This window comes from Spirillospora sp. NPDC029432, assembly GCF_040703975.1.
Lineage (GTDB): Bacteria > Actinomycetota > Actinomycetes > Streptosporangiales > Streptosporangiaceae > Spirillospora.
On the sequence record NZ_JBEZWH010000043.1, the window covers coordinates 47,242 to 67,987 of the forward strand.

Annotated in this window: 19 protein-coding genes and 4 tRNA genes; 12 read left to right on the forward strand and 11 right to left on the reverse strand. The window is 72.5% G+C overall.

All coding sequences use genetic code 11. The annotated features are described in order from the left end of the window. Nucleotides 1–392: 392 nt before the first annotated feature. Nucleotides 393–608, forward strand: a complete 216-nt coding sequence (locus AB0881_RS28100) for a sigma factor-like helix-turn-helix DNA-binding protein (protein ID WP_366621538.1) — start codon at nucleotides 393–395, stop codon at nucleotides 606–608. A gap of 50 nt (nucleotides 609–658) precedes the next feature. Here AB0881_RS28100 and AB0881_RS28105 read toward each other — a convergent pair whose 3' ends face one another. Continuing rightward, the gene (locus tag AB0881_RS28105) at nucleotides 659–2,191 is read right to left on the reverse strand and encodes a M28 family metallopeptidase (RefSeq protein WP_366621540.1); all 1,533 of its coding nucleotides are present in this window, start codon (nucleotides 2,189–2,191) and stop codon (nucleotides 659–661) included. Nucleotides 2,192–2,488: 297 nt separating this feature from the next. Here AB0881_RS28105 and AB0881_RS28110 point away from each other — a divergent pair. The 5 genes from AB0881_RS28110 (at nucleotide 2,489) to AB0881_RS28130 (ending at nucleotide 3,279) form a co-directional block, all read left to right on the forward strand. Then, nucleotides 2,489–2,573 (forward strand) — tRNA-Ser (locus AB0881_RS28110). A gap of 1 nt (nucleotide 2,574) precedes the next feature. Next, nucleotides 2,575–2,647: transfer RNA gene (locus tag AB0881_RS28115), tRNA-Met, on the forward strand. Between the two features lies 1 nt (nucleotide 2,648). Beyond that, a tRNA-Arg gene (locus tag AB0881_RS28120) sits at nucleotides 2,649–2,721 on the forward strand. A 2-nt stretch (nucleotides 2,722–2,723) separates the two neighbouring features. Next, a tRNA-His gene (locus AB0881_RS28125) sits at nucleotides 2,724–2,796 on the forward strand. A 57-nt stretch (nucleotides 2,797–2,853) separates the two neighbouring features. Continuing rightward, nucleotides 2,854–3,279: a hypothetical protein gene (locus AB0881_RS28130; protein WP_366621542.1), complete on the forward strand. Its 426-nt coding sequence runs from the start codon at nucleotides 2,854–2,856 to the stop codon at nucleotides 3,277–3,279. Between the two features lie 22 nt (nucleotides 3,280–3,301). Here the strand turns inward: AB0881_RS28130 and AB0881_RS28135 are convergent, their stop codons facing one another. From AB0881_RS28135 to AB0881_RS28145, 3 genes are read right to left on the reverse strand one after another with little or no spacing between them, the layout of a single operon-like run. Beyond that, nucleotides 3,302–3,532 (reverse strand): DivIVA domain-containing protein, encoded by a 231-nt coding sequence (locus AB0881_RS28135; protein WP_366621543.1) that lies wholly within the window; start codon nucleotides 3,530–3,532, stop codon nucleotides 3,302–3,304. 36 nt (nucleotides 3,533–3,568) lie between these two features. Continuing rightward, entirely contained in the window at nucleotides 3,569–4,303 is a 735-nt protein-coding gene (locus AB0881_RS28140) for a class II aldolase/adducin family protein (RefSeq protein WP_366621545.1), read from the reverse strand. Between the two features lie 2 nt (nucleotides 4,304–4,305). Then, complete coding sequence (locus AB0881_RS28145) at nucleotides 4,306–5,493, reverse strand: amidohydrolase family protein (protein WP_366621547.1); 1,188 nt, start codon at nucleotides 5,491–5,493, stop codon at nucleotides 4,306–4,308. 92 nt (nucleotides 5,494–5,585) lie between these two features. On the opposite strand from AB0881_RS28145, the gene AB0881_RS28150 reads away from it, so the two are divergent. The 4 genes from AB0881_RS28150 to AB0881_RS28165 all read left to right on the forward strand — a co-directional run bounded on the left by AB0881_RS28150 (nucleotide 5,586) and on the right by AB0881_RS28165 (nucleotide 10,447). Continuing rightward, nucleotides 5,586–6,302 carry a helix-turn-helix domain-containing protein gene (locus tag AB0881_RS28150; protein ID WP_366621549.1) on the forward strand — a complete coding sequence of 239 codons (717 nt, stop codon included), beginning with the start codon at nucleotides 5,586–5,588 and terminating at the stop codon, nucleotides 6,300–6,302. Nucleotides 6,303–6,574: 272 nt separating this feature from the next. Next, a complete protein-coding gene (locus AB0881_RS28155; protein ID WP_366621551.1) occupies nucleotides 6,575–7,525 on the forward strand; it encodes a PRC and DUF2382 domain-containing protein in 951 nt (316 codons plus the stop codon). A gap of 161 nt (nucleotides 7,526–7,686) precedes the next feature. Further along, the gene (locus AB0881_RS28160) at nucleotides 7,687–9,519 is read left to right on the forward strand and encodes a glycoside hydrolase family 3 N-terminal domain-containing protein (RefSeq protein WP_366621553.1); all 1,833 of its coding nucleotides are present in this window, start codon (nucleotides 7,687–7,689) and stop codon (nucleotides 9,517–9,519) included. 136 nt (nucleotides 9,520–9,655) lie between these two features. Further along, a complete protein-coding gene (locus AB0881_RS28165; RefSeq protein ID WP_366621555.1) occupies nucleotides 9,656–10,447 on the forward strand; it encodes a hypothetical protein in 792 nt (263 codons plus the stop codon). Nucleotides 10,448–10,504: 57 nt separating this feature from the next. Here the strand turns inward: AB0881_RS28165 and AB0881_RS28170 are convergent, their stop codons facing one another. The 6 genes from AB0881_RS28170 to AB0881_RS28195 all read right to left on the reverse strand — a co-directional run bounded on the left by AB0881_RS28170 (nucleotide 10,505) and on the right by AB0881_RS28195 (nucleotide 17,454). Next, nucleotides 10,505–11,380, reverse strand: a complete 876-nt coding sequence (locus AB0881_RS28170) for a polysaccharide lyase family protein (RefSeq protein WP_366621557.1) — start codon at nucleotides 11,378–11,380, stop codon at nucleotides 10,505–10,507. A gap of 3 nt (nucleotides 11,381–11,383) precedes the next feature. Next, entirely contained in the window at nucleotides 11,384–12,925 is a 1,542-nt protein-coding gene (locus AB0881_RS28175) for an alkaline phosphatase D family protein (protein WP_366621559.1), read from the reverse strand. A gap of 75 nt (nucleotides 12,926–13,000) precedes the next feature. Beyond that, complete coding sequence (locus AB0881_RS28180; RefSeq protein WP_366621561.1) at nucleotides 13,001–13,819, reverse strand: carbohydrate ABC transporter permease; 819 nt, start codon at nucleotides 13,817–13,819, stop codon at nucleotides 13,001–13,003. Next, nucleotides 13,816–14,823, reverse strand: coding sequence for a sugar ABC transporter permease (locus tag AB0881_RS28185; protein ID WP_366621563.1), 1,008 nt, complete (start codon nucleotides 14,821–14,823; stop codon nucleotides 13,816–13,818). The genes AB0881_RS28180 and AB0881_RS28185 overlap by 4 nt, the downstream gene beginning before the upstream one ends. Nucleotides 14,824–14,830: 7 nt before the next feature. Continuing rightward, nucleotides 14,831–16,129, reverse strand: coding sequence for an ABC transporter substrate-binding protein (locus AB0881_RS28190; RefSeq protein WP_366621565.1), 1,299 nt, complete (start codon nucleotides 16,127–16,129; stop codon nucleotides 14,831–14,833). After that, entirely contained in the window at nucleotides 16,126–17,454 is a 1,329-nt protein-coding gene (locus AB0881_RS28195) for a Gfo/Idh/MocA family oxidoreductase (protein ID WP_366621567.1), read from the reverse strand. Before AB0881_RS28195 ends, AB0881_RS28190 begins: the two co-directional genes overlap by 4 nt. A 172-nt stretch (nucleotides 17,455–17,626) precedes the next feature. Here AB0881_RS28195 and AB0881_RS28200 point away from each other — a divergent pair, with 172 nt between their 5' ends. Continuing rightward, nucleotides 17,627–18,730, forward strand: a complete 1,104-nt coding sequence (locus AB0881_RS28200) for an ROK family protein (RefSeq protein ID WP_366621569.1) — start codon at nucleotides 17,627–17,629, stop codon at nucleotides 18,728–18,730. 126 nt (nucleotides 18,731–18,856) lie between these two features. Then, on the forward strand, nucleotides 18,857–19,795 hold the full coding sequence (locus AB0881_RS28205; protein ID WP_366621571.1) for an endonuclease/exonuclease/phosphatase family protein: 939 nt from the start codon (nucleotides 18,857–18,859) through the stop codon (nucleotides 19,793–19,795). Between the two features lie 62 nt (nucleotides 19,796–19,857). Here the strand turns inward: AB0881_RS28205 and AB0881_RS28210 are convergent. After that, on the reverse strand, nucleotides 19,858–20,746 hold an 889-nt coding region (locus tag AB0881_RS28210; protein ID WP_366621573.1), incomplete at its 5' end, for a dihydrolipoamide acetyltransferase family protein.

A 20,746-nucleotide genomic window follows, 5' to 3' on the forward strand; every position in this document is an offset into this window, starting at 1 on the left:
GGCTGTGGTGACGCCTGTGAGGCGATCAGCCATGGCGTAGCTCCTCGTGCCGGGTGAGGGCGAAGGGGCGTTTGGGGCGTGGGTGGACTCGCGTTCGGCGAGGGGCATGGATGTCTGCTGGAGGGGAGCCATGGGAGGGCGAGAGGGGAGCCAAACGTATGTCGATCTTGGGCGGCGTGCCGGACTCGACTGTGGCTTTCGCGTTGGGTTTGTGCAGGTGGGGGGCTCTCCGGATGACTTCGTCGGGCGGGGCCGGGCGGGGTGGCGCGGGCCGTCTCTCAACGGTTCCTTAAGGACGGCATAAACGGGTGGGCGTGGAGGGGTGGTGGTGCGAGGTTCGGGGCGTGGCACTGCGATCCGGCAAAGACGGTGATTCGTACGCTCCCGGCGTGATGGGGGAGCGTGTGCGTCCGGTGAGCGTCGCCCGGGCGTTCCGGGCGCTGCCGACGGCGCACCGAGAGATCCTGAACGAGACGGTCTTCCGCGAGCGGTCGGTGAACGAGGCGGCCGTGTCGCTGGGGGTGCCGGTGGACGAGGTCAAGGCGCGGGTCTACCACGCGCTGAGGGCGCTGCGGGTGGCGCTCGACACTCCGGAGCCGGGGCGCTAGCGCCGCGAGGGCGGGCGGCCGGGGTGACCGTCCGCCCTCGCGGGCCGGGATCAGCGTGCCGAGTTGCCCGCGCCGGCGGACCGCGCGGTGGTCTTGCGGGTGCGGTCGGGGATGGACGAGAGGTTGAACGCGTAGCGCGCGGTGGAGTCGGCGATGGCGTCCGAGTTGACGTCCAGGGCCGTGCGGTTGGCGTTGGCGAGGGTGTCGCAGGCCAGGTGGTAGCAGACGTCGTACGCGACGCCGGCGGTGCCGCCGAACATGGCGGCCTCGGCCGGGGTCTTGATGCCCTCGGCGCCGGTGAAGATGCCGCCGGCGGGGATGCCGACCGCGATGAACGGGCCGTAGTCGGAGCGGCCGTCGAAGTCGGTGCCCACGTGGCCGAGGCGGCGGCCGTCGAAGAAGCGCGCCAGCTGGGCCTCGATCTGGGCCGATCCGGGCGGGCCGGCCGGGGAGCCGGTCGCGTCGGAGTCGTCGCCGTCGTACAGCTTGTACGCGTAGTTCGGCGAGGCGACCATGTCGAAGTTCAGGTAGACGCGGATCCGGTCGCGCTGCGCCTCGGAGAGGCCGGCGACGTACTGGTCCGAGCCGAGCAGGCCGATCTCCTCGGCGGCCCAGAACGCGAACCGCACCTTGTTGCGCACCGGGAACTTGCGCATCTGGAGCGCGGTCTCCAGGATGGCGCCGCTGCCCGAGGCGTTGTCGTTGATGCCGGGCCCTTCGTGCACGCTGTCGAGGTGGGCGCCGACCATCACGACGTTGCCGGGGTCGCCGCCGCGGGTCTCGGCGATGACGTTGTGGTTGGTGCCGAGGACGAGGTTGGAATCGACCTTGAGGCGTACGGTCGCGCCCGGGGTGGAGGCCAGCTCGTTGCCGACGGCGAAGCTGGAGAAGACCATCGGGATGCCGGCCCGCCACTCGCCGACGTCGAGCGGGAACGGGTCGGTGCGGCCGGGCTGGCCCTCGTTGAAGACGATGATGCCGGACGCGCCGGCCGCCTTGGCGTTCTGGATCTTGTTGACGAACGCGCAGGTGCCGCGCTGGATCAGGGCGATGCGGCCCGCGACGAAGCCCTCGAAGTCGGACGCCTCGCAGCCGCTGGTGGAGCTCGGCTCCGGGGTCGGCGGCAGCGTCAGGTCCACGGCCTGGACCTGGGCGGTCACGTCGCCGGCGGGGGAGGGCTGGAACGTGACGAAGTCGGTGCCGTGCGTGTACGGCTTCGGTGTCGGCGACTGCATCGCCAGGACCGGGGTGGAGTTCTCGCTCCACTCCTTCACGAAGTTGATCGGGTTCAGCTGGACCTTGTATCCGGCGCGCCGCAGCTTGTCCGCGACGTAGTCGCGGGAGGCGTCGTAGCCCGGCGTCCCGGCGGCCCGGTTGCCGCCGTTGGCGTCGGCGATCGACTGGAACGCCCGCAGGTGCTTGTCGACGTTCTTGCCGGAGACCTGCTTGGTCAGCAGGCGGGAGAAGACCTCGTCCAGGGAGCGGGTCCTCGCCTCGGCGGGACCGGACACGGCGAGCGGCACGGCGACGGCCAGGGCCAGCGCCCCGGCCATGGCCGCGCGCCGGCGACGGTGCATGCGCATACGACTCCTTTGTCAGTACCGAAACGTGTACACGCCCCCGACACGCGCTGTCAGGACCGTAACTCCCAAGACCGTCCCGCGCCTCGGTCATGACCGGTCACGGCCACCGGTCCCGGGCGTGGAAAAAGGGTTTGCCGGGGCCGGGGGCATGCGGCACAGTGAAGGCCGAACGAGACGGAAGGAGCGGAGAGAATGCGAAGCCATCGAATGCGCAGCCGCAGTTTCTTCGCGTGCCGGCGGACGTGAAGCGTCCGTTCCGAACCGCCCGCGGAGAATCGCGGGCGGTTTTTCATTTCCGGAGGGTTGGCCGAGCGGTAAGGCAGCGGCTTGCTAAGCCGTCGTCAGGTTCACCCCTGCGCGAGTTCGATTCTCGCACCCTCCGCGGCGGGTAGGAACGCTGGTGCGTTCGGTGGCCTCATAAACCACTTCAGGTGGGTTCGATTCCCACACCCGCTACGTCTCCGTGGCGCGGTGGAGAGCGCGTCTGGTCGCGGACCAGGAGGTCGCGGGTTCGAGTCCCGCCGGAGACGCGGCGACCGTGGTGTGGTGGTCTGCACACCAGGTTGTGGCCCTGGAGGTCCTCGGTTCGATCCCGGGCGGTCGCCCTCGTGTGTCCGTGTCGATCTCGGGTACCTCCCCCGCTCAGGGGGAGGGAGTACGAGATGAGGCTGCGGACCGTTCCGGGGCGCCTGACGACGGGCGCCTTCATCGTGCACAGCGGGCTGGAGAAATGGAAGGGCGGGGAGGAGAAGGCCGCCGCGATCCACGGGATGGCGGCGGGGGCCTTTCCGTTCCTGAACGAGGTGCCGCCCCGGAAACTGCTGCGCGCGCTCGCCGCCGGGGAGATCGCGACGGGGACGGTGCTGCTGGCGCCGTTCGTTCCGGCGGCGCTGGCGGGGGCGGCGCTGTCGGTGTTCTCGGGCGGCCTGGTCGCCTTTTATCTGCGGACGCCGGGCATGCGGAAACCCGGCAGTATCTGGCCGACCGACCAGGGTCTGGGCGTCAGCAAGGACGTCTGGATGCTGGGCATCGGGCTGGGGCTGCTGGCCGAATGCTCGGAGAACCGATCGCGGCGCCTGGAGAAATGACGCGGACCCCCTGGCGGGGCCGTCAGGGGGTCGCGGTGCCGTGCGTCATCTCGGCGATGAGGGCGTTCACCTGCGCCGGGTCGTATCCGCGCATGACCAGGCGGAATCCGGCCGGGGGCGGGGCGGCGCCGGATTCGAGGAGGGCGAGGTAGGCGTCCACCGCCTTCGGGTCGTAGCCGCGCATCACCTTGGTGAGGTTCCACTTGTTGGAGCCGCGGGACGAGCGGGATGAGCCCGAACTTTTACGGATCATCCCGACAGCATGCCGGGACCGGAGGGAAAGCGGTAGTCACCCGAGGAGCGACGGGTCCGCGCGCAGTTCCTGGCGGACCATGGCCTCCCAGAACCCGGCGAAGTTCTCGCCGCTGCTGCGCCGCATCTTGTCGGCCCACCACTGCGGGAGGGGCGAGTCGAGCGCCCCGCCGGCGGCGCGGATGTACCAGGCGCGCTGGCAGCGCTGCTCGAGCGCGACGGCCCGCTGGTGGACGGCCCGGGCCGAGTTCCCCACGACGAAGACGCCGTGCCCGGCGAGGAGTGCGAGGTCGGCGTCCCCCATGCGGGCCACGGCCGAGCGGGCGGACTCCAGGCTGTTGACCGGCTCGTCGTACTCGTCGATCACGGTCAGGTCGCCGCCGCCCAGCGCGCTGCTCTGGTCCATGGCGGGCGGGGCCTCGCGCATGTCGGCCCAGACGGTCCCGTAGAGGGGGTGGTTGTGCATCGCCCAGCGGACGTCGGGACGCCGTTCGTGCAGCGCCAGGTGCAGGGGGATGCCCAGCGGCACGGGCCAGTCCCCCTCCACCACGTTGCCGGCCAGGTCGATCCGGATGACCTGGTGGGGACGCAGCTCGTCCCAGGTGATGAGCCACGGGTTGCACAGGAGGGTGCCGTCGCCCAGGGCGCAGGTGATGTGGCCGGCGAGGTGGTCATTGTAGCCCTCGCGCCACAGGCAGCGGGCCAGGAGGACGAGCTCCTCGCGCGGGGACAGGTCGGGGATGAGCTTGTCCGGGGTGGGTTCGAACGCCATGGTCAGTCCCGGGGGAGAACGGTCGCGGGCAGCGGGTGGCGGTAGAGGGCGGCGGCGTTCTCCGAGCACATGGCGCGGAGTTCGGCGGCCGGGATGTGGCCCCAGGCCTTCTCGATGACGTCCTGGGTGTCGGGCCAGGTGCTGTCGCCGTGCGGGTAGTCGGTCTCCAGCATGATGTTCTCGACGCCGATCCGGTGCCGGGTGTCGATCGTGGACGGGTCGTCGATGGTGCAGAACCAGAAGTTGCGCTTGAGGACCTCGGCGGGGCGAATGTCCCAGCCCTGGCCGTACCCGGAGCGGTCCACGATGTTGTCGAGCCGGTCGAGCAGCATCGCGACCCAGCCGATCCCGCCCTCGCTCATGGCGATCTTGAGGTCGGGGTGCCGCAGCGGGTGCTCCGACCACAGCCATTCGGCGCACGAGCGCAGCGACTGCTGGCCGAAGAGGGTGGCGCCGAGCTGGAGGCGGGGCGCGCCCTCGGGGTGCTGGGCGAGGCCGGAGCTGCCCACGTGCAGGGAGACGACCGTGCCGGTCTCGACGCACGCCTCGATGATCGGGTCCCAGTGGTCGCGGTCCCACAGCGACGGCAGGCCGATGGCGTGCGGCCGCTCGGGGAAGGTGACCGAGGTGAAGCCGCGGGCGGCGTTGCGGTGGATCTCCTCGACGGCCAGCTCCGGGTTCGTCAGGTGGGTGATGCCGAGCGGCACGATCCGGTCGGGGTACTTGGAGTGCCACTCCTCGTACAGCCAGTCGTTCCAGGCGCGGACGCAGGCGTGCCCGAGCTCCTGGTCGTGGGTGGCGAAGAAGACCCGCCCGCAGAAGCCGGTGATCTGGGACGGGAAGTTGACCGACGCCCAGACGCCGTTGACGTCCATGTCCTTGATCCGCGCCTCGATGTCGTAGCAGCCGGGGCGCATCTGGTCGAAGCGGAACGGCTCGAACGTCACCGTCTCGGGGCGGCGGCCGGCGACGGCGTTCATGCCGACCTGGGTGTAGCGGTCGCCCTCGAACTCCCAGACCTGGTGGCCCTCGGGCGTGTCCACGATGCGCGGCGCGCGGGCCTGGAGCCGGGCGGGGAGGCGGCCCTCGAAGGTGTCCGGCGGCTCCACGACATGGTCGTCCACCGAGATGATCGTGTATTTGGCCTCGCGCGGGGCGGGCTCGGGCAGGAACAGGTCCTCCGGCGTCACGGCGGCCTCCAGACGGCTCGTCTGTGTTGCTGTGGTGCGTGGCCGTGTTACTATGTAACACGCTTGTGTTACTTTGATACTAGGTTGGTGGGATGAGCACGGTCAAGCAGGTCCGGTCGGTGCTCAACGCCTGCGCGCTGGTCGAGGCGATCGCCGCCGGGCAGCCGGTGGGCGTGAGCGAGCTGGCGCGCCGTACGGGGCTGGACAAGAGCGCCGCGCACCGGATCGCGGTGACGCTGCACGAGGCGGGCTGGATCAGGCCAGCCGCCGGGCCGGCGACCCGGTGGGAGCTGGCGCCCGCGTTCGTCGGGCTGGCCCGTACCGGCGGCGCCGCCAGCCTGGCCGCGGCGGTGCGGCCGCTGATGGAGCGGCTGCGCGACGACAGCGGCGAGACCGTGCTGCTGGCCGTCCGGGAGGGGGACCGGCTGGTCGTCGCCGAGGCGGCCGAGAGCCGGCGGCCGGTACGCCTGAGCATGGCCCCCGGCGCCGGCATGCCCGTTCCCGGGAGCGCGGCGGCGCGGGCGATCGCGGCGCACCTGCCGGCCGGGGAGGTGGCCCGGTGGCGCGCCGTCCACCCGGGGTTCGACGGCGACCCCGCGCTGGAACGGGTACGCGAGCAGGGCTGGTCCACCAACGACGAGGAGGTCCAGGAGGGCGCCAGGGCGGTGTCCGCCGCGCTGCTCGGGCGCGACGGCTACCCGCTCGGGGCGCTCGTCGTGTGCGGTCCGAGCGACCGCATGCCGCCCGCGCGGATGCGCGAGTGCGGCGGGCTGGCGGCCGCCGCGGCGGCCGGATTCACCCCCGAATGACGCCCGCAATGCCGTGTTTACCCTGGTCACGATCGGAAACACAGGTAGTAATCAGACAACTCCGGTGCTTCGGTATCCGGGGTACGGGTACGGGGGAAGCCCCGCTCAGTGGGGGTACGCGCCGCGGCACGCCGCCGCGGCTCCGGCCTGGGGAGCCCTGACCCGTCGCGCACGGCGCCGGACCGGTCCATGCCGACGGCAACACGTCCGACCGCGCGCGGACGGGGTCCGCCCGCCCACAGTCACGTTCAGTGGAAGCAGGGGTGTTTCGCGTGCAGACGCAGACGAACGTCAAGGAGCTGATGGACTGCGATGTGACCGACAGTTCGGGTCACAAGTGCGGGACCGTCAAGCAGGTCTATCTCAACGACGTCACCGGCGAGCCGGAATGGGTCCGGGTGCACACCGGGTGGTTCGGTACGAGGGAGAGCTTCGTCCCGCTGTCCGACGCGCGCCGTACCCGCGACGGGCTCCAGATCCCGTACGACAAGGACAAGGTCAAGCACGCCCCCAACGTCGACGCCGACCAGCACCTGTCGCGGGAGCAGGTCACCGACCTGTACCGCTACTACGGGCTGCGGCCGCCGACGGGGCGGCAGCCGAACGTGCCGGGGCAGCAGGCGCGCAAGGAGACGCTGCGCGGCGGGCAGGCGCCCGGTGAGCAGACCGCCCGCGAGCAGCGGACCCGCACCACGCCCACCGCGGGGACCACGTCCAAGACCGACCGGATGCAGACCTCGCAGGGCAAGGTGGCGGGGGAGCGGACCACGGTCGGCGACCGGGCGACGGCCGACGAGGGCATGGTCGAGATGACCCTCTCGGAGGAGCGGCTGCGGGTCGGCACCGAGCGGCACGAGGCCGAGCGGGTGCGGCTGCGCAAGCGGGTCGAGGTCGAGCGGATCGAGCGGACCGTCCCGGTCTACCGCGAGGAGCTGCGGATCGAGCGCGAGCCGATCGCCGAGGGGGAGCTGGGCGCCGACGCCGCCGGCCGGTTCCGGATCGGCGAGGACGAGCGGGAGTTCATCCTGCACGAGGAGCGCCCGATGATCACCAAGGAGACGGTGCCGGTCGAGCGGGTCCGGGTGCGCGCCGAGCGCATCGCGAGCGAGCAGACCGTACGGGACGAGATCCGCAAGGAGCGGATCGACTTCTCCCACGAGAGCGACGCCGCCGGCCGCCGCCGGGGCGAGGGCGGCGAGGCGGGCCGGCACGAACGCAGGTGACGCCCGGCGCGCGGGCCCCGGCCGGAATCGGCCGGGGCCTCTTCGTGCCCGGCGGCCCCCGGGACGCAACAGGGGTATTGTCGCGGCGCCCTGGACGCTTTACCTTGCTTTTGTTGGGGGGGAAGACAAATTGGCCCGATGAGCCCCTAGCGGAGGCGATGATGCACCGCAGCCCACCCCGGTCCCTGGTAGTCGGCCTGTCGGCGGCGCTCCTGCTCGCCGGAACCGGCGGCAGCGCGACCGCGGAGACCGCCGACCATCTCGACCCGAAGCGCCCCGTCCACGATCGGGTGGAACGGCTGCTGGACCGCATGACCCTGGACGAGAAGATCGGCCAGATGACGCAGGCGGAGCGCGGCGCCGTGACCGCCGCGGACGTCACCGCCTACCGGCTGGGCTCGCTGCTGTCCGGCGGCGGCTCGGTGCCCACGCCCAACACGCCCGAGTCGTGGGCGGACATGTACGACGGCTTCCAGCGCGCCGCCCTCGCCACCCCGCGGCGGATCCCGCTGATCTACGGCGTGGACGCGGTGCACGGCCACAACAACGTGGTCGGCGCGACGATCTTCCCGCACAACATCGGCCTCGGCGCCGCCCGGGACCCGGAGCTGGTCCGCCGGATCGGCGCCGCCACCGCCGAGGAGGTCACCGGCACGGGCCCGGACTGGAACTTCGCCCCCTGCGTGTGCGTGGCCCGCAACGACCGCTGGGGCCGCACGTACGAGTCGTTCGGCGAGGTCCCGGAGCTGCCCTCGCAGATGACGACGGCCGTCGGCGGGCTCCAGGGGCCGCGGCTGGGCGGGCCGGCGTCCGTGCTGGCCACCGCCAAGCACTACGTCGGCGACGGCGGGACGACCGGCGGCGTCGACCAGGGGAACACCGAGGTGTCCGAGGCGGAGCTGCGCAGGATCCACCTGCCCCCGTTCCAGGCGGCGGTCAGGCGCGGCGCGGGCTCGGTGATGATCTCCTTCAACTCGTGGAACGGCGTCAAGGCGCACGGCCACCGGTACCTGATCACCGACGTGCTGAAGAGGGAGCTGCGCTTCTCCGGCATCGTCGTCTCCGACTGGAACGGCATCGACCAGATCGACGGGCAGCCCGGCTTCACCCCGGCCGAGGTCCGCACGTCGATCAACGCGGGCATCGACATGGTGATGGTGCCGAACGACTGGAAGAGGTTCATCGAGACGCTGAAGGCCGAGGTCGAGGCGGGCCGGGTGCCGATGTCGCGGATCGACGACGCCAACCGGCGCATCCTGACCAAGAAGGTGCAGCTCGGGCTGTTCGAGCGGCCGCTGACCGACCGCCGCTACCTGCGCACGGTCGGCAGCAAGGAGCACCGGGAACTGGCGCGCAGGGCCGTCGCCGAGTCCCAGGTGCTGCTGAAGAACCAGGGGAACGTGCTGCCGCTCGACCGCCGCGGCGGCCGGATCTTCGTGGCCGGCAAGAACGCCGACGACATCGGCAACCAGAGCGGCGGCTGGACGATCACCTGGCAGGGCTCGTCCGGCGACATCACGCCGGGGACGACGATCCTGGAGGGGATCCGGCAGACGGCCGGCAAGGGCAGCACGGTGACGTACGCCAGGGACGGCGGCGGCATCGACGGCTCCTACGACGCCGCCGTGGCGGTGGTCGGCGAGACCCCGTACGCCGAGTTCATGGGCGACCGGCCCGGCGCGATGGGGCTGGACGCCGAGGATCTGGCGACGCTCCAGCGGCTGCGCGCGTCCGGCGTGCCGGTGGTCGTGGTGCTGGTCTCGGGCCGCCCGCTGGACATCTCCGCGCAGCTCCCCGAATGGGACGCGCTGCTCGCGTCCTGGCTGCCCGGCACCGAGGGGCGAGGCGTGGCGGACGTGCTGTTCGGGGTCCGGAAGCCGACCGGGAAGCTGCCCGTGACCTGGATGAAGGACGCCGGCCAGCAGCCCATCAACCGGGGCGACGGCAAGGACCCGCTGTTCCCGTTCGGGTACGGCCTGACGTACCGCCGGTAGGAACGCCGACCCGAACCCCTGCCCGAACGCCTACTCTGCGCCATTCGCGTTGACTATGTGTTGACATCGCCCGACACCTCCCCCTAGCGTGCCCAACTGATCATCACGGGGCACGGGGAAACGGGGTACGGCGATCATGAGCGGATGGGGCAGGGCGGGGATGGCGACCGTCCTCGCGGCGGCGGTGTGCGGCGCCGCCGTCGCGGGGACCGCCCGTTCGGGGGACGGGCAGCGGACCGCGCGGGCGGCGGCCGCGCCGCGGGCGCAGGACCTCGGCACGTACGGCGACTACTCGCGGATGTTCGAGCGCAGCGCCGGGCAGTTCTGGTCCGGGTCGTGGCGCAACCAGTGGGCGTGGGAGCCGCAGGGCGGCAACGTCTCGCACATCAAGTGGGGCGACCCGGACAAGTGGCCGCCGGCCAACTACGAGAAGTTCGAGCGCAGCGCGGACGGCCAGTGGGTCCTGCTCGACGGGTACGGCAACGACGAGGGCCTGCTGAAGCAGCGCGTCACCAAGGAGCAGATCGGTGACGTCAACTGCCAGAACGCCAAGCCGATCCCGTCGCTGGACGGCAAGCAGCACTACGTGAAGTGGGACGTGCAGGCGGAGCCGTACTGCCTGGAGGCCTGGGGCCAGATCCAGGTCCCGGGCGGCACGCCGGTGGACTTCTACCACAAGCAGGTCTGGTTCCCGCCGTCCGGGCCGACCTGCGACAACGCGTACTTCCAGGACTGGACGTGCGTCAAGCAGTACGAGGTCTGGAAGGACAACAACCCCGGCAACGGCGGGACGGCCGGCGGCCCCCTGGAACTGCGGCACGACCGCGACAACATCTTCGCCAAGGGGCTCGGCCCGGCCTACATCATCCACAACTACTTCCCGGACAACGGCTGGCAGGCCGACCTCCGCTACAGCTGGACGTACTGACCTGCTGTAGCGGAGGCCGGCCCGCGGGCGGCCCGGGCGGCCCGGCCGGGGCGCCCGTCAGCGGGCGAAGATCCCCAGCGCGTCGTACACGTGCCAGGATCCGACCTGCTTGTCGATCGTCAGGACGTTCTCGCCGGCCTTCAGCGCGGCGGCGGGCAGCGGCAGCTCCACGTACGAGGGCTTCAGCGGCGTGTTCGGCAGCGTCGCGTCCCCTTCCATGGAGCCGCGCGTCCCGCCGAACTCCAGCGGCACCTCCCGTACGGGCGTGCCGTTGAGCGCCAGCTTGACCGTCCCGGGCAGGGACGCGTGGGTGTCCACGAGCCAGACGGCCAGCCACGTCTCCCCGGACGGCACCGACTCCAGGGGGAAGCGGAACGTGGCGCGGCTCGGCCGGTTGCCCGCCCACGAGTCCGCCGGGCCCGGCTGGATGTAGGCCCAGTCGTTCCCGGGGGTGCTCTTCCCGTACGTGTAGTCGGGCCCGTCGCCGAACCGCGCGCGGTACTGGGCGTAGCCCTTGGGGGCGAGGGCGAGCTCCAGCGTCTTGTGGTCGAAGTCCCCCACGGTCGCCAGCGCGCTGCCGGCGACGGTGACGGACTCGACGCTGCTGGCGGAGAGCTCGGCCGAGGGGCGGCTGCGGTTGCCGGCGGCGTCCACCGTGACGATCCGGTAGTGCCACTCCTGCCGCGCGCCGCCCATGCGGTCGTGCGCGAAGTACCCGTAGACGGTCTTGCCGACGAGGGTGTCCGGGCCGACGCCGAAGCCGGCCGAGCGCGAACCGTAGATCGCGTAGTGGTCGACCAGCGGCGCGTACGCCTCGCCCTTCCACGACAGGCGGATCCGCCCGATGCCGGGCTCGGCGCGCAGCCCGTGCACGGGGCGGGGGCGGCGGGCGGCGGCGCCCAGGCCGAGGGCCGAACGGCGGGTGACGGTCATGGCTCAGACCTCTCGGTTCAGGCCGGGCCGGCCGGCCTCGGTGACGAAGCGCGCCGCGGTGCGGACCGGGGCGCCGGGACGGGTGACGTACTCGACGGTCCTGAACTCGGAGGTGAGCCGGCCCGGCGTCAGCGCGCAGCTCACGTACCCGCGGCGGGCGTTGTAGAGCTTGACGTGCGGGTTGCCCAGCCAGAGCCGGGCCAGCGAGTCGGTCTCGGCGCCGTCGCCGTCCGAGCCGATGGAGCCGGTGACGAGCTCGGTGCCGATCGTCTTCGAGTCCGGGTCCTTGAAGTCGGCCTTGAGGTCGGCCGCGACATGGCGGTGGATGTCGCCCGACAGCACCACCGGGTTGGCGATCCGGTGCCGCTCCAGCGCCGACCACAGCCGCTTCCGGTTGGCGGGGAAGCCGTCCCACATGTCGTTGCTGTACAGCCGGCCGGGGCCCGTGTCGCGGTCGATCTCGGCCACGACGACGCCGCTGCCCAGCAGGTTCCAGACGGCGTCGGAGCGCCCGAGGCCGTCGTACAGCCACTTCTCCTGCCGGGCGCCGAGGATCGAGCGCTTCGGGTCGTGCCGTTCGGGGGAGTCGTCCATGACGGCGCCGGCCGGGAAGGTGTCGCGGTACTGCCGGTTGTCGAGCATGTCGATCTGCGCGAGCCGCCCCCACCGGTAGCGGCGGTAGAGGTCCAGGTCGGGACCTTCGGGACGCATGACGCTGCGCAGCGGGAGGTTCTCGTAGAACGCGCGGTACGCCACGGCCCGGCGCCGCCGGAAGTCCGCCGCCGGGACGCCCGTCTCCGACCAGTCGCCGGCGTGGTTGTTCTGGACCTCGTGGTCGTCGGTGGTGAAGATCCAGGGCGCGGCGGCGTGCGCGGCCTGGAGGTTCGGGTCGGCCTTGAAGAGGGCGTACCGCAGCCGGTGCTGCTCCAGCGTGTTGATCTCGACGGCGTGCTCCGGTCCCGGCAGCGGGACGCCCTGCCGCCACATGTTGGCCGCGGTGATGCCGTACTCGTAGATGTAGTCGCCGAGGAAGAGGACCATGTCGAGGTCCTCCCGGGCCATGTGCTGGTACGCGGTGAAATGACCGTGGTACCAGGCGGCGCACGACGCCGTCGCGAACCGGAACGAGTCCGGCGTCGACCGCGGATCGGGCGCCGTCCGCGTCCGGCCCACCGGGCTGATCTCCGTCCCGGCGCGGAAGCGGTAGAAGTACTCCCGCCCCGGCCGCAGCCCGTGCACCTCGGCGTGCACGGAGTGGGCCAGCTCGGGCGTCGCGAGGGCCTGCCCCCGCTTGGCGACGCGCCGGAACGCTGCGTCCTCGGCGACCTCGTACCGGACCGTGTACGGGCGGAGCGGCATCCCGCCGTGCCCGTCGGCGGCGAGGGGGACGGGCGCGAGCCGCGTCCACAGGACGAACCCGTCGGGCAGCGGGTCGCCGGACGCGACGCCCAGCGTGAACGGATCGGCCGGGACCTTGCCGCCGGTGTCCTCGGCGGCGGCGTGACCGGTGCCGGCGGCGAACGCGGCGGCGCTGACACCGGTCATCGCCAGGAAGGTTCGTCGTCGCGGTGCGGGCAGGGGTGATCTCATGCGGCGCTACTCCAGGGAGAGGGGAGTGGTCTACTTCAGGCCGCCGGAGGTGAGGCCGGCGACGATGCGGCGCTGGAAGGCCAGCACCACGAGCACGAGCGGCACGGTGACGATCACCCCGGCCGCCATCTGGGTCCCGAACGGCTGGTCGTAGCCGTGCTGGCCGGTGAACTGGGCGACGATCACGTTGGCGGTCTTCATCGTCTGGTCGTTGACCATGGACACCGCGATCAGGTACTCGTTCCACGCCACCACGAACGTGATGATCGCCGTGGTGAACACCCCGGGCGCGGCCAGCGGCAGGATGATCTTCCGGAACGCCTGGCCGGCCGTGCAGCCGTCCACCATCGCGGCCTGCTCCAGCTCGAACGGCAGCCGCCGGAAGAACGCGGTCAGGTTCCAGATCGCCAGCGGCAGCGCGAACGACAGGTTCGGCACCACCATCGCCTGGTAGCTGTTGATCCACCCGATGTCGGTGAACAGTCTCAGCAGCGGCACGATCAGCAGCGCGCCCGGGAACATCGACGTCGACACCACCAGCGCCAGCACCAGCCGCTTGAACCGGAACCGCAGCCGCGCCAGCGCGTACGCGGCCGCCGTGCCGATGGCCAGCGTCAGCACGGTGGTGGTCCCGGCGACCACCACGCTGTTGCCGAGCGCGCGGAGGAAGCCGTTGCCCGGCCGGAAGACCGCCTCGTAGTTCTCCAGCGACAGCGGGTTCGGCAGCACCGACATGTCGAGGACGTCGTTGGGCCGGCGCAGGCTGGAGACGACCATCCAGTAGAACGGCAGCAGGCAGAACACCGCCGCGAGCACCGGCGACAGCCGGTCGGTCCACCGCCGGATCACTTCTCGTCCTCCTCGCCGATCATGTCGGCGCCGAGCAGCCGTACGAACACGTACGCGGCCAGCGCGATGTAGAGGAACAGCACGGTCGCCGTCGCGGCGGCCGGCCCGTACCGGAGGTTCATCGCCTCGTCCCACGCCAGCTGCGACAGCGTCTCCACCGACGGCTTGCGGGTGCCGATGAGCACCTGCGGCAGGTCGAACATCCGCAGCGCGTCCATCATCCGGAACATCACCGCGACCAGCAGCGACGGCATGACCAGCGGCAGCGTCACGTTCCGGAACCGCTGCCAGGCGCCGGCGCCGTCGACGCGCGCCGCCTCGTACACCTCGTCCGGGATCACCTGGAGTCCGGCCAGCACCAGCAGCGCCACGAACGGCGCCGTCTTCCAGGTGTCGGCGATGATGACCGCGAACCGCGCCTCCAGGCCGTCCGCGGTCCAGAGGATCTCCCGGCCGAGCACCGCGTTCGCGACACCGTCCGCCGAGAAGATCCACCGCCACAGCAGCGCGGAGATCGCGGTCGGGATCGCCCACGGCACCAGCACGCTGGCCCGGAAGATCCCGCGGCCGCGGAACGCGCGGTGCATCAGCAGCGCCATCCCCAGCCCGATCACCGTCTCGATCGCGACCGTGGTGACGGTGAAGAACGTCGTGTTCCACAGCGCCGTCTGGAACCGGTCCGACCCGATGAGCGAGGTGTAGTTGGCCAGGCCGCTGAACCGCTCGGCCTCCACCACCAGCCCGTCGGCGTCCAGCTCCTCGGTGGTGCGGTGCAGCGAGTCCCACACCGCCGCGACGATCGGGAACGCGATCACGACGGCCAGCACGGCGAACGTGGGGGACAGCAGCAGGGCCGCCAGCCGCCCCTCGCCGCCGCCGCGGCGCCGCCTCCGGGCGGGCCGTCCCCGGCCGGGACCCTCGTGGCCTCGGGGAGCGGCCCCGGCCGGGGACGTGACCGGCGGGCCGGCCGGATCGCGGCCGGTGCCGGTGGTCAGCTCGTTCATGAAGGGATCAGTCGGTCAGGCCCGAGAGGGCGGCCTGCAGGTCGGTGGCGGCCTGGTCCACGCTCTTCTTCCCGGTGATCGCGGCGGTGACGTGGTCCTGAACGGTGGCGGTCACCTCGCTGTACTTGACCACCACCGGGCGCGGCTTCGCCTGCTCCAGGCTCTTCTTCATGATCGGGAAGTACGGATATTGCTTCACCAGCGCCGGGTCGTCGTACAGCGCGGTCCGCGACAGCGGGAACGACTGCTCCTTGTTGTACTCGCGCTGCACGTCGAGGCCCACGATGTACCGGATGAAGTCGCGCGAGGTCGCCTGGTTCTTGGAGAACGCCGACACCGCCAGGTTGTTGCCGCCGAGCGTGCCCGAGCCGATGCCGTCCTTGCCGGGCAGCGGCGCGACGTCGAACTTGCCGTTCACCTTGGACGTGCCGTCCTCGGCGGCCGCGAGCGCGTACACGTACGCCCAGTTGCGGTGGAAGACCAGCTGCCCGTCCTGGAAGGCGCGGCGGCTCTCCTCCTCCTTGTACGTGACGCTCTTCTCGGGGATCCTGCCGTCCTTGAACCCGTCAACGAGGAACTGGAGGCCGGCCTTGGCCTGCGGCGACGTCACCTGCGGCTTGCCGTTCGCGTCGAAGACCTGCCCCCCGGCGGACTGGACGGCCTCGGAGTAGTTGACGGTGAGGCCCTCGTACTTGTCGTACTGGCCCGCGTAGCAGCCGACGCCCTTGCCCTCGCCGGTCGCCGCCACCTTGTCGCAGGCGCGCTCCATCTCGTCCCACGTCTTCGGCGGCTCCTTGACGCCCGCCGCCTCCAGCAGGTCGGTGCGGTAGTACAGGATCCCGGTCCCGGTGAGCCACGGCGCCGCGTGCAGCCTGCCGCGGTACTTGCCGGTCTCCAGGGCGGCCGGCACGAACGTCCCCGGGTCCAGCGTGCCCTCGTCCAGCGGCAGCACCCAGCGGCGCGCGGCGAACTCGGCCGTCCACACCGCGTCCAGCCGGACCACGTCGTACGCGTCGGACTTGATCTGCGCGTTCTGGACGAGCTGCTGCCGGGTCTGGTCGCCGTCCTCGGGCAGCTCGACGATCCGCACCCGCTCCTTGGGATGCGCGCCGTTCCACTTCTCGACCAGCTTCTGGATGGTGCCGGTCAGGTCCTTGCCGGTGGCGAACGTGATGGGCCCGCGCCCCTCGTTGGTCGCCGGGGCCGAGGCGTCGCCGCCGTCGGAGCCGCTGCACGCGCTCAGCGCCAGCGCGAGGGCCAGCGTGCCGGCGGCGCCGGCCGTGCCGGTCCACACTCTTCTACTCATGGCGTCGGGATACCTTTCGCGGGGGGTTGCGGAGAAAGGGCGCCGTCCGGTGCGGCGGCGTGCGGGGCGGTGACGGCGGTGACCGTTCCCGCGCGGCGGGCGCGTTCGGCCGCCCACACGACGCGGTGCGAGTCGAGGCTCTCGCGCCCGTCGGAACCGAGCGGGGCGGGGTCGCCGGCGGCCAGCGCCGCGACGAAGGCGTCGGCCAGCGCCTCGTCGGCGGCGTCGTGCCGGCCGTCGGGGCTGGCGTGGTCGGGTTCGGGCTCGAACGTCTCGACCTCGCCGGTGACGAAGTCGCGCAGCGAGATCCGCACCCCGTCGCCCTCGACGCAGCCGGCCGAGCCGAAGATCCGGGTCTGCCGCTGCGCGTACGGGGAGAACGCGGTCACGGTGAATGTGCCGGTGGCCCCGGACGGGAACTCCATGTTCACGACCTGGTGGTCCACCACGTCGTTGTCGCAGGCGTACACGCAGCGCCCGTACGGCCCGTCGCGCAGCGCCGCGAGCACGCCGGCCTCGGTGCGGTCGTGCGTGACCGCGCCCAGCGGCCAGGCCTCGCGCTCGGGATCGCCGAGGCAGGAGAGGTAGAGCCGGGTGGCCGAGTAGGGGCAGCCGGCCTCGACCCGGCAGTCCAGGCAGCGGTCGGCGGCCCCGTCCGGGCGGTTCTCCGGCCGGAAGTGCGAGCGGCGCCCGAACGAGGAGACCCGGGAGGGCCGCTCGCCCATGATGTGGATCATCCAGTCGATGTCGTGCACCGACTTGGTCATCAGCATCGGGCCCGACTCGTCCTCGCGGCGCCAGTTGCCCCGCACGTACGAGTGGGCGTGGTGCCACCAGCCGACGGGCTCCAGGTGCTGGACCGTGATCGGGGTGCCGATCCGCCCGTCTTCCAGGAGTTTCCGGATCATCCGCGTGTAGGGCGTATAACGGAGCACGTGACAGACCGCCAGCATCGTCCCGGCCCGTTCGGCCGCCTCGACCACCCGTTCCGCGTCGGCCTCGGTGGTGGCCATCGGCTTCTCCAGCAGGATGTGGTAGCCCTGCCCGGCGAGCCGTACGGCCGGTTCGGCGTGCTCGGCGTCCTGGGTCGCGATGATCGCGCCGTCTGCCAGCCGGCCGGCCGCGGCCAGGTCCGTCCAGCTCGCGAAGGTCCGTTCCGGCGGGATGCGGTGCTCGGCGGCGAACCGCTCGCGGCGCAGCGGGTCCGGCTCGGCCACCGCCACCACCCTGCCCCGCGCGGTCGCGCGGATCCGGCGGGCGTAGCTGCTCCCGCGCAGTCCGGCGCCCACGACCGCGATCGTGGGTCCCCTGGTCTCGGCTGTCACCGCCCGGTCACCTGCCCTCTGAGCTCGCCTTCCGCCCTGCGCCACCTTTACGAAAGGCCCTTTCGTAAGTAGGTTGGCATTAATGTCCACGGTCCGTCCGTCCCTGTCAAGGCCCTGAAACCGAGCAAGAGGTGCCGTGTCCGAAATATCCCTGCATGGGGGAGATCCTTCGGTGCTCCGCCGGCTCAACTCCGCCGCCACCCTGCGCGCGCTGCGCGGCGGCGGCGAGCCGACGCTGAGCGAGCTGGCCAAGCAGGTCGGGCTGTCGCGCCCCACCACCGAGGGCGTGCTCGGCGAGCTGGCCGGCCGCGGCCTGGTCACCGAGGTCGCGCCCCGCTCCGGCGCCGGCCTCGGCCGCCCCGCCCGCCGCTACCGCTTCCGCGCCGAGGCCGGGTACGCGCTGGGCCTGGACATCGACGCGCACTGGGTCCAGCTGTTCGTCGCCGACCTGAACGGCGAGGTAGTCGGCTCCTACCGGGCCGACCTGGACGTCGGCTGGGCACCGCCGGAGCGGCTCGCCGCCGTCCGCGCCGCCGTCAAGACCTGCCTGGCCGCCACCGGCGTCGAGCGCTCCGAGCTGTGGGCCGTGGCCGCCGGCACGCCCGGCGTCGTCACCGCGGACGGCGAGGTCGCGTTCTGCACCGTCGTCCCCGGCTGGCAGGGCCTCAACCTGGGCCGCGAGCTGGGCCGCTCGTTCACCTGCCCGGTGTACGTGGAGAACGACGCCAACCTCGCCGCCATGGCCGAGCGCTGGCGCGGCGTCGCCGAGGACGCCGACGACGTGATCTGCGTGCTGGCCGGCCTGCACACCGGCGTCGGCGCCGTCATCGGCGGCCGCCTGCACCGCGGCCGGTGGGGCGCCGCGGGCGAGGTCGGCATGCTGCCCGAGCTGGGACTGCGCGACACCACGGCCGCGCTGACCGGCGTCCCGACCGCCGCCGGCCGCGCCCCCGACGGCGGCGGCGCCGCGGCCGTGCTGGCCGCCGCCCAGCACGACGACCCCGAGGCCGTCGCCCTGGTCGAGCGCCTGGCCGCCCGGATGTCCCGCGGCATCGCCGCGATGGCGCTGGCCATCGACCCCGAGATGATCGTCGTCGGCGGCGCGCTCACCCGGGCCGGCGACCGCCTGATCGACGAGCTGCGCCGCCAGGTCCGCCCGCTGTGCCTCAGCCCCACCCGCATCGAGGCGTCCACCCTGGGCGACGAGGCCGTCGGCATCGGCGCCGTCCGGCTGGCCCTCGACCGCATCGACGAGAACCTCTTCAAACTCGACTGAACCCTGGCCCCGCGAGGCTCCGTCTCAACAGGGGACGACGGAACGGGAGGGCCGGTGGCCGTACGGGCGGAGAGCGGGCGGGAAACCGAAGGGGCCCAGGCGGGAGGGCGGCGGCGCAGGGGCTGGGTGAGCGCCGTTCTGGCGGCGGCCGTGGTGCCGTTCGCCGGCTGGGCGCTGATGCGGGCCTCCGGGTGGGAGCCGGCGTTCCGGTGGCAGCAGCTGGTGGCGTTCACGCCGTACGTCGCGGCCGCCTCGGTGATCGTCCCGGTGGTGGCGCTGGTGCTGCGGCGGTGGTACGTCGCCGTCGCGGCGCTGGTGCCGGCCGTGATGCTGGTCGCGATGGTGGCGCCGCGGGCGTTCCCCAACGAAGATCCCGCCGCGAAGGGGCCGGTCGTGCGGGTGCTGGCGGCCAACCTGCTGATGGGGAGCGCACCCACCGCGGACGTGATGAACCTCCTCCGGCGCGTACGGCCCGACGTGCTCGCCGTCCAGGAGATCACGCCCGAGGCGGCCGAGGCGCTCGACGCGGCGGGGATCGGGCGGAGCCTGCCGCACCGGGTGGTGCGGGCCGAACCGGGGGTGACGGGCTCGGCGGTGTACGCGCGGTACCCGCTCGAGGAGCGGCCGCCGATCGACATCGGCTTCCGCCAGGCACGGGCCCGGGTGGAGGTGCCCGGGGCGCCGCCGGTCGAGGTCGTCTCCGTGCACCCGTGCGCGCCCTCGCATCCGCGGTCGGCGGGCTGCTGGACCGCCGGGCTGCGGGCGCTGCCCCCGGCCGATCCCGGCGGGCCGGTACGGATCCTGGCCGGGGACTTCAACGCCACCCTCGACCACGCCGAGATGCGGCGGATCCTCGCCACCGGCTACCGCGACGCCGCCGACGCCACCGGCGGCGGCCTGCGCGCGACCTGGCCGAACGGCGCCCACGGCCGCCCCGTCCCGGGAGTGGCCCTGGACCGCGTCGTGGCCGACCGGCGCGTGGCCGTCCGGGGATTCGGCGTGCACCCCCTGCCGGTGACCGACCACCGGGCCGTCCACGCCGAACTGGCCCTCCCGGCACGCTGACCCGTGGCGTGCCCACCTCCCGGTACGTCACGGGAGGGCGGGCACGCCACGAGCCGACCGGGTCAGGCGACGATCAGCAGCGGGTTCTCCAGCAGCTCCGCGAGGCGGGCCAGGAACGCGGCGCCGGTCGCGCCGTCGGTGGCGCGGTGGTCGACCGACAGCGTCACCGCCATCCGCTTGCCCGGGACGACCTGGCCGTCGCGGACGACCGGCTCGTCGCGGACGGCGCCGACCGCGAGGATGGCGGCCTCCGGCGGATTGATCACGGCGGAGAAGCTCGCGACGCCGTACATGCCGAGGTTGCTGACGCTGAACGTGCCGCCGCTCATCTCCTGCGCCGACAGCTTGCCCTCGCGCGCCTTGCCCGCCAGCTCGCGGGTCTCGGCGCCGATCTGGGACACGCTCTTGCGGTCGGCGTCGCGGATGACGGGGACGAGCAGGCCGTCCTCGACCGCGACGGCCACGCCGACGTTGACCCGCTTGTGGAAGAGGAGCTCCTCCTCCGTGTACGAGACGTTGACGGCGGGGTGCTCCAGGAGCGCGGTGGCGCAGGCCTTGACGACCAGGTCGTTCACGCTGACCTTGGCCGGGGCGAGCGCGGCGTTGAGCGTCGCGCGGAACTCCAGCAGCGCCTCGGCGTCCACCTCGCGGGTGAGGTAGAAGTGCGGGGCGTTCTGCTTGCTCTCGGTGAGCCGGCGGGCCGCGACCTTGCGGAACCGGTTGAGCGGCACGCGCTCGACGTCCGCGTCGTCCGCCCGTACGGCCGGGGCGGGCGCCGGCTGCGGCTGCGCGGCCGGGGCCGGGGCCGCGGCGGCCGGGGTCCCGGCGGTGCGGATCGCGGCCTCGATGTCGGCGCGGATGATCCGCCCGCCGGGGCCGGTGCCGGTCAGCGCGGCCAGGTCGAGGCCGTGGTCGCGGGCGAGCCGGCGGGCCAGCGGAGACGACGGCGGC